This window comes from Pseudoduganella sp. R-31 (assembly GCF_049913235.1).
In the GTDB taxonomy this organism is placed as follows: Bacteria; Pseudomonadota; Gammaproteobacteria; order Burkholderiales; family Burkholderiaceae_D; genus Rugamonas.
Genome location: NZ_CP183986.1, coordinates 3068600 through 3080457, shown reverse-complemented (window position 1 = coordinate 3080457; position 11858 = coordinate 3068600). Strand labels below are relative to the sequence as shown.

The 11858-nt window shown below is 63.2% G+C and carries 11 protein-coding genes; 2 read left to right on the top strand and 9 right to left on the bottom strand.

The window, feature by feature from the left end; all coding sequences use genetic code 11:
- Position 1: 1 nt before the first annotated feature.
- A complete protein-coding gene (locus ACN9MY_RS14210) occupies positions 2-1303 on the bottom strand; it encodes a GDSL-type esterase/lipase family protein (protein ID WP_426337503.1) in 1302 nt (433 codons plus the stop codon).
- A gap of 231 nt (positions 1304-1534) precedes the next feature.
- Here ACN9MY_RS14210 and ACN9MY_RS14205 point away from each other — a divergent pair, with 231 nt between their 5' ends.
- Positions 1535-3904 (top strand): hypothetical protein, encoded by a 2370-nt coding sequence (locus ACN9MY_RS14205; RefSeq protein WP_426323165.1) that lies wholly within the window; start codon positions 1535-1537, stop codon positions 3902-3904.
- An 81-nt stretch (positions 3905-3985) separates the two neighbouring features.
- On the opposite strand, the gene ACN9MY_RS14200 is transcribed toward ACN9MY_RS14205, so the two are convergent.
- A complete protein-coding gene (locus tag ACN9MY_RS14200; RefSeq protein WP_426171554.1) occupies positions 3986-4744 on the bottom strand; it encodes a substrate-binding periplasmic protein in 759 nt (252 codons plus the stop codon).
- Positions 4745-4825: 81 nt separating this feature from the next.
- Positions 4826-5155 carry an L-rhamnose mutarotase gene (locus tag ACN9MY_RS14195; RefSeq protein WP_426171552.1) on the bottom strand — a complete coding sequence of 110 codons (330 nt, stop codon included), beginning with the start codon at positions 5153-5155 and terminating at the stop codon, positions 4826-4828.
- A 78-nt stretch (positions 5156-5233) separates the two neighbouring features.
- Between ACN9MY_RS14195 and ACN9MY_RS14190 the strand changes: the two genes are divergently transcribed.
- The gene (locus ACN9MY_RS14190) at positions 5234-6148 is read left to right on the top strand and encodes an FCD domain-containing protein (RefSeq protein WP_426171551.1); all 915 of its coding nucleotides are present in this window, start codon (positions 5234-5236) and stop codon (positions 6146-6148) included.
- 12 nt (positions 6149-6160) lie between these two features.
- Here ACN9MY_RS14190 and ACN9MY_RS14185 read toward each other — a convergent pair whose 3' ends face one another.
- Genes ACN9MY_RS14185 through ACN9MY_RS14160 form a run of 6 tightly spaced genes read right to left on the bottom strand, consistent with a single transcriptional unit; the run spans position 6161 to position 11755 of the window.
- Entirely contained in the window at positions 6161-6925 is a 765-nt protein-coding gene (locus tag ACN9MY_RS14185) for an SDR family NAD(P)-dependent oxidoreductase (protein ID WP_426337502.1), read from the bottom strand.
- On the bottom strand, positions 6913-8232 hold the full coding sequence (gene fucP / locus ACN9MY_RS14180; RefSeq protein ID WP_426337501.1) for an L-fucose:H+ symporter permease: 1320 nt from the start codon (positions 8230-8232) through the stop codon (positions 6913-6915). Before fucP ends, ACN9MY_RS14185 begins: the two co-directional genes overlap by 13 nt.
- A gap of 59 nt (positions 8233-8291) precedes the next feature.
- Entirely contained in the window at positions 8292-9158 is an 867-nt protein-coding gene (locus ACN9MY_RS14175; RefSeq protein ID WP_426337500.1) for a fumarylacetoacetate hydrolase family protein, read from the bottom strand.
- Positions 9159-9187: 29 nt separating this feature from the next.
- Positions 9188-10201, bottom strand: a complete 1014-nt coding sequence (locus ACN9MY_RS14170) for an aldo/keto reductase (RefSeq protein WP_426337499.1) — start codon at positions 10199-10201, stop codon at positions 9188-9190.
- Position 10202: 1 nt separating this feature from the next.
- Positions 10203-11423 carry a UxaA family hydrolase gene (locus tag ACN9MY_RS14165; RefSeq protein WP_426323136.1) on the bottom strand — a complete coding sequence of 407 codons (1221 nt, stop codon included), beginning with the start codon at positions 11421-11423 and terminating at the stop codon, positions 10203-10205.
- On the bottom strand, positions 11423-11755 hold the full coding sequence (locus tag ACN9MY_RS14160) for a UxaA family hydrolase (protein WP_426323134.1): 333 nt from the start codon (positions 11753-11755) through the stop codon (positions 11423-11425). The genes ACN9MY_RS14165 and ACN9MY_RS14160 overlap by 1 nt, the downstream gene beginning before the upstream one ends.
- Positions 11756-11858: the final 103 nt, after the last annotated feature.

Here is an 11858-nt window from a genome sequence, read left to right as displayed (position 1 = left end):
CCTACTCCGTTAGCAGTTTTTGCAGGATCGGTTCCATGCTGCGCGCCCATATTTCGTATCCCTTCTCCTCTGGATGCAACAGGTCCGGCATCACCTCGCGCGACAGCGTGCCGTCGGGATTCAGGAAGGATGCATTGAGGTTGGCAAAGAATACGTGGCGTCCATCGGCAAATCCGGCGATACGGGTGTTCACTTTGTCGTTCAGCCGCCGCAGGAACGCAGCCGGTTGCTCTTCGCGCGGGAACACCGCAAGCAGAAGTACCTTCGACTCAGGCAAACGCTTGCGCAAATCATCGATGATGGCTTTGATGCCGGCCGCAACCGCCTCGGGCTCGTCATTGCGGTCGCCGGCATTATTGGTGCCGATCATCAGCACTGCCACCTTCGGCGCCAGGCCGTCTACTTCGCCGTGCTGCAAGCGCCACAGCACGTTCTCCGTGTGGTCGCCGCCGAAGCCGAGGGCCACCGCATCGTAGTTCGCATAGTAGCGCTGCCACACCCGCTTGCCGGCCTTTTCCCAGCCTTCCGTGATCGAGTCGCCGATGAAGACCACTTGCGGATTCTTCCCGGCCTCTTTCAGTTTGTGGTTTTCTTCGAGTTTCAACTGGTGACGCGGCAGCCAGTGGGGCAAGGCCCAGGCATGGGACAGCGGCTCCGGTGTCACAGCCTGCGTTCGGTAATCCGGGCAGGCCGCATTCGGCTCGCCTCCCTTGACGAATTTGACGTTGGCCACGGCGACCTGGCCGCTGCCGTTCGCCTCCAGCGCAAACGGAACCGGCACCTTGCCAAAGTCATCGTTGGCCCGCGCAAAGCAGGCCAGCGAGAACGACAGATGCTGCCAGCCCTTGCCCTGCATGCTGCGCGCCGCCGCTACGAAAGGCAGCTTGCGGTAGCACTCCTGGCCGCAGCGCATGCTGAAATAGATGCCGCCCTGGTCCAGGTCCAGCACGTTGAGGTCGAATTCCAGCGTACCGCCTGCTGCGTAGGCCCGCAAATCCAGCGCCGACGCGCCATCGAACCGCAGGCCTGCAAACCAGGCGTCCTTCCATAGCAAGGTGAGTGCCTGGGGCACGCCTGCCACTTCGCCTGAGTGCGCCCCCACCGAACCGCCGGGCACCTGCGAATTCGCTGGCTTGGGAATCGTGACGGCATCACCTTGCAGTACCTGCCCGGGCCCCTCGAACCCCGCGATGGTGACACGCCAGGACGGCAAGGTGCTGGCGCCGTGGAGGATAAGTTCGCGCTCAGCGGCAAGCGTCGCCCCGGATGCCGCGGCCAGGGTGAGGCCTGCGAATAGGTGCATGAAATTCCTCATCACCTGATTTTGCAGCCGTGGTACAGGCCGGGCAATTACGAAATCCGCCAGGCTGGTGAACGAAATTCAGTAGGCCAGGTCCGCTGTTTTCTTCGTCCCACGTCACCAGGACCCCTTTCGAATAGGCGGAAATATAACGGCGTTTAGCAAATTTCATAATTGCCACATGGAAACATATCAGGCAAGATGCCGACCTTTAGAATTGCGCAGGACAACGAAATGAACAAGCCAAGCAATCCCGCCCTCCTCGGCATCATCATGCTGCCGCTTGCCCTGGCAGCATGCGGTGGTGGGAGGGGTGTGCCAGGCAATCCGGCCAATGATGCGGCAGTGCCATCCAACGCGGTCACGGTAACACCGCCCAACGGAAATCCCGCCACGCCGTCCACCGGGAATACCGCCCCGCCCACAGCGGATACGACGGCGCCGCCCACTGACGGCAATACCGCTCCGCCAGCCTCCGGCGGCACAACCACGCCATCCTCGCCCAATACCGGCGCCTATGCCTGGTCGACGGCGCTGTTCGGCGCCGGCGGCTACATTACCGGCATCGTCTATCATCCGTCAGTCCAGGGACTGGCCTACATCCGCACCGACGTTGGCGGCGTATATCGGCGCGACCCAGGCAGTTCGACATGGATCCCGCTCAATGACGACCTGAATCGCGACGACAACCAGCTAAATGGCGGCGAATCGATCGCCCTCGATCCGAACAACCCGCAACAACTCTATGTGGCCGCCGGCATGTACCTGCCGTCGTGGGGCAGAAATGCCGCCATCCTGCGCTCCAGCGACCGCGGCGCCACATGGTCGCGCACCGAACTGCCGATCCGCCTGGGCGGCAACTCCGACGGCCGTGGCACCGGCGAACGGCTGCAGGTGGACCCGAACAAAGGCTCGATCCTGTTCCTCGGCACCAACCAGGATGGCCTGTACAAATCGACAGATTCCGGCGTGACCTGGTCGCAGGTCCCCGGCTTCCCGACCACTGCCGGCACCACTTTCGTCCTGTTCGACAAGGCCAGCGGCAGCAACGGCATCGCCAGCAAGACCCTGTACGTCGGCGTCGCAGCGACCAGCGGCGAGACGCTGTACCGCTCGACCGACGGCGGCACGACCTGGGCGCCGGTACCTGGCGGCCCGGCCGGCCTGATGCCGGTGCAAGGCGCCTTGGATGGCAGCGGTCGCCTGGTGCTGACCTACGCCAATGGCCTGGGCCCGAACGGCATCACTGCCGGTGCCGTCTACAAATTGACGACGGCGAACAATACCTGGGCCAATATCACGCCTGCTGCGCCGACCGCTTCCTGGCAGTTCGGCTATGGCGGCCTGGCGCTCGATGTCCGCAATCCCAATACCATCGTGGTCTCGACCATCGACCGCTGGTCTACCGGCGATGACCTGTACAAGTCCACCGACGGCGGCGCCACCTGGACCGGGCTTAACGCCATCAGCACGCACGCGGCGCCCGGATATCCCTGGATGACGGCGTATTACGGCGGCTCGCTGGCGGGCAAGATGGGACACTGGATCAGCGACGTCGACATCGACCCGTTCAACTCCAACAACATCATGTACAACACCGGCTACGGCCTGTGGGAGAGCAACAACCTGGGCAGCGCAAGCGTGGCATGGGGCTTCAATGTCAACGGCATCGAAGAAAGCGGCCTGTATTCTCCGCTGGTTTCCCCGAGCAGCGGCGCGCACCTGTTCACCGCGCTTGGCGACATGGCCGGGGCTCGCTACGACACCAACTTCAACGGCATCAGCGGCTACTACAGCAGCCCGAATAACTCCAATTACAGCGTCGATGTAGCGGACCTCAACACCAATGTGGTGGCGCGCACAACCGCCAACAACCGTGCGCTCATGCTCTCATCGGATAATGGCGTTACCTGGCGCCAGGCGGCCAGCGTCGCCGGTTACGATGCCGGCCGCGTTGCGGTATCGGCTGCCGGCAGCGCCCTGCTATGGGTTCCGGGTGGGCTTTCGGCCCTCTATTCGACCGATGGCGGTGCAAGCTGGAACGGCTCGACCGGCTATCCGGTAACGGGCGCGGTCGATTCCGGCAGCTTCTTCAATCCGGTTGCCGACAAGGTCGCCAACGGCTACTTCTATACCTATGACTTCTCCAAGGGAACCATCCTGGAGAGCGCCAACAATGGCAAGGACTTCACGGCCATTTTCCAGGGCCTGGACATCCTGCCGTCGTATTCCTCCCAGCACCAGTTGGCCTCCGTCCCGGGCAGCGTGCGCCGAGACCTGTGGCTGGCGACGCCGAACGGCCTGTGGCACATCAATGGTGCGAGCGCCGCGCCGGCGAAGATCGCCAACGTGCAGGCGGCGTACGGTGTAGGTTTCGGCAAGGCTGCAGCCGGCAAGACTTATCCAGCCGTCTACATCTCCGCCAAAATCAACAATGTGTACGGCATTTACCAGTCGCTCGACGGCGGCGCCACGTGGGCCAGGATCAACGACGACAAGCACCAGTGGGGCGGCGTCAACTATGTAACCGGCGATATGCGCATCTTCGGCCGGGTCTACATCGGCGCCAACCGCGGCGGCGTGATCGTCGGCGACCTGCAATAGCAACGGGCTCGCGCCCTTGAGGTACCATGCGACCGGCTTGATATACAGCGCAACGCGCATCAAGGATATCCGGGCCAGGGGTTATTTGACCAAGTCCTGCAGGTACCGGTCGTAGGTTCCGTCTTTTTTCATTTCGGCCAGGCCGGCGTTGAACCTGGCGGCAAGCGTGGCCGAGCCGGCCAGGCGACGGGGAAAGCGCAGGTGCCCTTCGGTCACGCGCAACGGCCGCTGTTCGGTGACGAACAGCTCCCTGGTACCGGGCGGGAAGGCCTCCGGGTTTGCAAGCAGCATCCATCCCGACACTTCTTCCATCGGAAAGGCATCGATCCGCCCGGCCAGCACCTTCTTGAAATTCAGTTCGTCGTGCGACGCCACTTCGACATTGATTTTCCCTGACCTCGCCATTTTCCAGAACTCACTGGTATAGGTGTAACCCAGCGTGGCACCGAACTTCCGGCCGCGCAGGTCGGCCAGCGTTCGCCATTTGGGAAGCGGCCGCTCCTTCAGGCGAAACAGAAGCTCGCGATGGTTGGAAATTGGATCGCTGACCAGGAAATCGGCTTCCGGCCCGAGCCCGGTAAACCAGAACGAGCTGGCGGCATAGCGTCCCAGCCTTGTTTCGGCTTCGACGCGCTTCCAGGGCAGGTAGACGAAATTGACCTGGATGCCCTCGCGCGCAAACGCTTCGGCCACGACGCGATTGACGAAGCCTCCATGCTTCTCTTTTTCAGAGGTCCAGGGCGGAAACTCACCAGTGGCAATGGTGATCGCTTCTGCCTGAGCCCATCCGGACGAGAAAAGGCAACCGGCAAGAAAAATGCCCAGTGCCGCCAGACGCATGTCCCCTCCCGTATCGCTATTCGTGCCAATCCCATAATTATAGGCAGTTGGCAGGAAGCGGGACGCATCCCCTGCAAGCGCTCAATCCATGTGGAATACGGGACGCATCATCGCCCAGTGTTCGCCATCGGCGCGGCTGGCAAGCGGCTCCTGGCAAGGCCCGCAGAACGTCCACCAGCGCCGGGTTTCGGGGTCGGCCGCGATAGTGCGCATATCCGCCTCAAAGTCAGTGCCGTGGTACTCCCAGTAGCCGAACAGCAGGTTCTCCGGCTCCCGCAGGAAAATTGTGTAATTGCGCACATTGGCGGCAGATAGCTTCGCCAGCACGGCCGGCCACACAGCGGCATGCAAGGCCCTGTACTCATCGATCTTCCCGGCTTTGATCCCGATTACCATGCCCATGCGTTCCATTGTCCATCCCCAACTCTTTTGAAAAACCCAGTGTATCGTATATATTCAATACCTTCAATGAGCAGGTAAAATAGCTTCATGGCCAAACTTCCAATCACTACCCGGCGCAGCATCAACCTCCTGCTGGACCACGTTTCCAGGAACCTGAAGGTCGGCGACGCCCTGCCCACTGAAATGCGCATGACAGAAATCGTCGAGAGCAGCCGCACCGTAGTGCGCAGCGCCCTGGCTTATTTCGCGGAGCATGGGTTGATCGCCGGCATGAAGGAACGGCACCTGTTGCGCAAGCCAAAGGCTGCCGACTACTTCGACGTGGCGGAATTGCACAGCGCCACCGAGCAACTGCAGCAAATCCTGATGGAGCGCATTTACGAGCGCGACCTGCCGCCTGGTGCCGAGTTCACCGAGGTCGAGTTGTCGCGCGCAGCCGGCGTCAGCACGATCGCCGTGCGCGAATTCCTGATCGGTTTTTCACGCAATGGCCTGATCGAAAAAACCCCGCGCGGCAGCTGGCGCCTATGCGCCTTCGACACCAAGTACGCCGAAGAACTGGGCGAAGTGCGCGAAATGTTCGAGCTGAAGGCCATTGAACGCATTGCCGCCCTGCCGCCGGGCGATCCGGCATTCGGCCGCCTGAAAGAGCTGCTGGCGCGTCACGAAGCCCTGGGCAAGGGATCAGCCGAGAGCCACGCTGAATTCCCCGCGCTCGACCGCGAGTTCCATACCTTCCTGATCAGCCTCCTGGACAACCGCTTCGCGGAAGGCCTGAACGAAGCGGTGTCAATGGTGTACCACTACCACTACCAGTGGGACAAGCGCGACGAGCTGCCGCGCAACCAGTACGCAGTGCAGGAGCACCTGGCCATCCTGCGGCCGCTCGTCAAAGGCGACGTAACGGCGGCGTTGGCGGCCATGCGCACGCACCTGCACTCTTCCCGCTCCACTATGCTCAACGCCCTGCACTATCGGGAAAACATGGCGCAGCAGGATTGAGCGCGCGGCGCGTCAGGCGTTCAGCTTGATGAAACCGCCGTCGATCGGATAGTCGCTGCCGGTGATGAACGAGGCTTGCTCGCTGCACAGGTACAAGGCAAGGGCCGCCACTTCGTCGGGACGCGCCATGCGCCCGATCGGCTGGGTTTGCGACAGCCGTTCGAACATTTCCGCTTCCCTGCCAGGATAATTCTTCGCCAGGAAACCATCGACGAAGGGCGTATGCACACGCCCCGGCGAAATCGAGTTGCAGCGGATGCCGTCCTGCAGGTAGTCCTTGGCCACCGACAGCGTCATTGCCATCAGCGCGCCCTTGGCTGCCGAATAGGCAAACCGCTCCGGCACCGCCACCCAGGCCGCTACCGACGCCATGTTGAGGATCACGCCGCCGCCGTTTTCCTTCAGCAGCGGGATGGCGGCATGCAGACAGTTGTAGGCGCCCTTCACGTTGACGCTCATCACCCGGTCGAAGTCTTCCTCGGCGGTGTTGTCGGCCTTGCCCACGTGCGCGATGCCGACATTGTTGACCAGGATGCCAAGCGGGCCGATCTCGCCCAGGCAAGCATGCACGTCGGCCTGGCGCGTCACATCGCAGGCGTGCGCCGTAGCCCGGCCGCCCTCTTCCTGGATTTCGCGCGCCACCTGCGCGCAGGCGGCTTCGCTGATATCAAGGAGGTGAACTTCCGCGCCGCGCTGCGCGAACAGCATGGCAATGGCTTTGCCGATCCCGCTGCCGCCGCCAGTGATGACTGCCTTCTTGCCGGTCAATTCAAACATGCTTCTACACTCCCTGTGGATGTGATGGTGGCTGCCGCGCGTGCTTCCTTCAGTTCGGCACGTGCAAACCAGGCGATCACCATGAAGCACAGCAACGGTGCGGCATAGCCGTATTGCAGGTTTTGCGTGGCGTCGCTGATGAAGCCGAACAGCAGCGGCAGTACCGCGCCGCCGACGATGGCCATGATAATCAGGCTGCTGCCCATTTCGGTGTCGGCGCCGGCATTACGGATGCCGAGTGAGAAAATGGTGGGGAACATGATGGACATGAAGAACGCAATGCCGATCACCGCGCCCAGGCTCGCCAGGCCGCCGGAGACCATAGCCACGACCGACAGCGCCATGCTGGCCAGCGCATAGGCCAGCAGCAGGCGCGCCGGTGTGAAGAACCGCATCAGCCAGGTGCCGGCGAAGCGGCCGACCACGAAGGCCGCGCCGCAACCCCAGCCCAGGTAGTCTGCCGCCTGGACCTGGGTAATGCCGGCCGACTTCACCGCGTACAGGATGAAGAAGCTGAATACGCAGACCTGGGCGCCGACATAAAAGAACTGGGCAAGCACGGCGCGCCGGATCGATGGCCGCTGCAAGGCTCGCAGGATGGCGCCGTTGCCGGGCGCCCCCTGCGCGCGCTCGCCGGCGCCGGCGCCGGCGGCCGGCAGTTTGAGGAAATAGAACACCAGCGCGATCGCCATGATGACCAGCGCGATGCAGATGTAGGGTGCCTTGACGCTGGCCGCTTCCGCCGCCAGCGCAGCCTGGCGCGCGCTGTCGGACATGGCTTGCAGTTGCTCTTCGCTGCTGCCGCCGGCCAGGATGACACGGGCGCCGACAATCGGCGCCAGCGTGGCGGCCAGGCCATTGAACGATTGCGCCAGGTTGAGACGCTGCGTAGCTTTTTCAGCTGGTCCCAGCAGCGTGATATAGGGATTGGCGGCCGTTTCCAGGACAGTCAGGCCGCAAGCGATGATAAACAGCGCGCCGAGGAAGAAGGCATAGCGCTGCGTCTGGGCGGCAGGCACGAACAGCAGCGCGCCGAACGCAAACAGGCCCAGGCCGCACAGCATGGCATTCTTGTAGCCGGCCTTGCGGATCAGCAGGCCGGCCGGCAGCGCCATCACGAAGTAGGCAATGAACACCGCCGAATCGACCAGCGCCGACTGCAGCATGGTCAGGCTGAATGCCTTCCTCAGGTGGGGAATCAGTATCGGGTCGAGATTATGGACGAAGCCCCACATGAAAAACAGCGTGGTGATCATCACAAAGGCAAACCTGCAGGATTGCCCGCCAGCTTGTTCGGTCGGTGCCATGGTGTCTCCATGTGCGGCGCTTTTTCTGCGCCTTGGTGTTTTATTGGTCCAGCAGCCGTTCAACCATCGATCAAGGCAGGGTCCCAGGCATGCACGGTCTGGTCCTGCCGGCCCAGGCCTTCAATGCCCAGCGCCATGCGGTCGCCCGGCTTCAGGTAAACCGGCTCCGGCTTTTGCCCCAGCCCGACGCCAGGCGGGGTGCCGGTGCTGATCACGTCGCCCGGGTTGAGCGTCATGAAGCGGCTGATGTAGCTGACCAGGTGCGCTACCGTGAACACCATGGTGCGCGTATTGCCTGCCTGGTAGCGCTTGCCGTTCACGTCCAGCCACATGTCGAGATTTTGCGGATCGGGCACTTCGTCGGCGGTGACGAGCCAGGGGCCGACCGGGCCGAAGGTGTCGCAGCCCTTGCCCTTGTCCCATTGGCCGCCGCGTTCGAGCTGGTATTCGCGCTCGGACAGGTCGTTGACCACGCAATAGCCGGCCACGTGATCGAGCGCGTTGTCGATGTCGACATAGCGTGCCCGGGTGCCGATCACCACGCCCAGCTCTACTTCCCAGTCGCTCTTGACCGAGTCGCGCGGCAGTACGACCGGGTCGTTGCAGCCAATGATCGAACTGGTCGCCTTGGCAAACAGCACAGGTTCGGACGGCACCGCCATCCCCGATTCCGCGGCGTGGTCGGAGTAGTTCAGGCCCACGCAAATCAGCTTGCCGATGTCGGCCACGACAGGCGCGAAACGCACCGGCTGCTCTACTCGCGGCAGCTGCGCCGGGTCAACGGAAGCCAGGCGGTCCAGCCACGCCTTGCCGAGATGGGCCGAAGTCAGGTCCGGCAGCAGGCCGGACAAATCGCGTACTACGCCCTGTGCATCGAGCAGGCCGGGTTTTTCCTGGCCCTTGGGGCCGAAACGTAACAGCTTCATTTCATTCCTTCACACGTCTATCAAAATTGTCAGGCGCCGTGCGGCGTCGGCGCGCGGCTGTCGATCAGGCCTGCCTGCGACAGGGCTTCCCACAATGCGGCAGGCAGAGGCTGCGCGAACCATTCCGCGTTCTGGCGCAGTTGCGCCGGACTTTGCGCGCCCGGAATGCAGGCCACGACGGCCGGATGCGCCATCGGAAATTGCAGCGCGGCCGCCTGGATCGACGCCCCCGCCCGGGCGCAGGCAGCGGCAATGGCCTCGACGCGCGCAACGATGTGCGCTGGCGCGTCCTCGTAATTGAATTTCCTGGTCCCTGCCAGGATGCCGGAGTTGAACGGCCCGCCGATCACGATACCGATGCCGCGCTCGACGCAGCGGTCCAGCAGCGGCGCCAGCGAAGCCTGTTCGAGCAGGGTGTAGCGTCCCGCCAGCAATGCGCAATCGATATCGCAGGCCCGCATCGCGTCCACTACCACTTCCCATTCGTTGACGCCCAGGCCGATGGCGGCGACGCTGCCTTCCTCGCGCAACCTGGCCAGTGCGCGGAAGCCGCCGCCATGCGTCAACTGGTCCCAGTAATGGGCATGTTTTTCGCCATGCGTGACCCGGCCGATATCGTGCACGAACAGGATGTCGATCCGGTCCATGCCGAGGCGTTGCAAGCTATCAGCGTGCGAACGCATGACGCCATCGTAGGAGTAGTCGAAATGGGGACGGAACGGCAACGGTTCTGCCCAGCCGTTTTCGCCGGGCTGTACGCCGGCGTCGGGCAGCAGCAGCCGGCCCACCTTGGTACTGACCACGTAACTGTCACGCGGCCGCTCGCGCAGCGCGGCGCCCAGCCGGCGTTCCGACAGCGTGTAGCCATAGTATGGTGCGGTATCGAAATAGCGGATGCCAAGGTCCCAGGCGGTATCGACGATGGCGCGCGCCTCGGCGTCGTCCATCGCCTGGTACAGGCCTCCCAGTTGGGCGCAGCCCAGTCCCAGGCTGCTCAGCGAAAGGCCGCTGCGCGGCAGGCTGCGCTTGTCGTACGCCTGCATCTCATGCCGCTTTCAACGGAAAGCATCCGGGGCCGGACGGCTCGAACTGCTTATAGGTGAGGATGAACTCCTGGTGCCCCAGCGCTTCCGAACAGCTTTGCGCACCGCCGGCCACCTCGGCCACCAGTTGCACGATTTCCGTGCCGACCTGCTCCAGCGATGCCTCGCCGCTCAGGATGCGGCCGGCATTGACGTCCATGTCTTCAGACAGGCGCTGGTAAGTATCGGGATTGGCGCACACCTTGATCACAGGTGCGATCGCCGAGCCGACCACCGAGCCGCGCCCGGTGGTGAACAGCGTGAGGTGGGCGCCGCAGGCGATCAGTTCGACGATTTCGGCATTGTCGGAAATATTCGGGAAGCCGAAACGCACCTCGCCATCAGGCACCACGTCCAGCAGGTACAGGCCGCCGCCGCCGGGCTGGTCGCCCGGTTTCAGGATGCCGCTGATCGGCGATGCGCCGCTCTTGGCGTAGGCGCCGAGCGATTTTTCTTCCTGCGTCGTCAGGCCGCCATCGGCATTGCCAGGGGCGAAACTGCCGTGCCCGAGAACAGTGTAGTAGCGGGCTGCCTTGTTTACGCAGGCGACGATGGCGTCGCCCAGTGCAGGCGTGGCGGCACGCCGCTTCATATGGAATTCGCAACCCACCAATTCCCCTGTCTCTTCGAAGATGCAGGCTGCGCCGCCGGCCACCAACTGGTCGAAGGCCACGCCGACAGCGGGGTTGGCGGTGATGCCGCTGGTGCTGTCCGAGCCGCCGCAGATGGTGGCCACCACCAGTTCATCAAGTCCCATCGGCACGCGTTCCTGCGCATCCAGCGATTGGCGCGCCCACCGCACCCACTCGATACCGTCGGCAACGCTGGTGCGGGTGCCGCTGTTCTGCTGGATGGTGATGGTATGCACCGGGCGGCCGCTGGCGGCAACCTCCTCTTCCAGGCCGCGCCGGTTGAAGCTCTCGCAGCCCAGCGACACGATCAGCGCGGCGCCGACGTTGGGGTGGGTCGCCAGGCGCTTCATCATGCGGTCGGCGTAGTCGTTCGGATAGCAGCCCGGGAAGCCGATCAGGTGCACTTCCTGACCCGGGAATGCATTGACGACCAGGCGCGCCACGTGGTGCGCGCATTCGACGGTGTAGGCAACGGCGACGACGTTGCGGATGCCTTTGCGGCCGTCGGCGCGCAGGTATCCGGACAATGCTGGCGGTGAAGCGTTCGGCATCAGTGGGTGCTCCCGATGAAAGAATGGGCGTCCGACGCCAGTGTATAGGTTGGAATGTAATCGCTGGCCACATTATGCGTGTGGAGCATGGCGCCCTGCGCAACGTCGGCCGACACGGTGCCGATGATGGCGCCATAGCGCAACACCTTCTCGCCGGCCTTGAGCGCGCGGCGCGCCACCTTGTAGCCAAGCGGAATAGCTTCCGGCAGGGTGACGGGCGCGCCATCGATCTCCAGCGCCTCGCCGGCAGCCAGCGGCATGCGCGCAATCAGGCAGTTGTCTTCGGGAGCCATCAACAGCAGGCGCGGCGCCGCGGGCGTCGGGTCAGGCATAAGAATTCCTTACGGGAGAAATAGGCAAAATCGCTGCATTGACGACTCGATTGTATGGCATATATGCCGTACAATGCAAGCACATCCAAACTTCGATACGGAA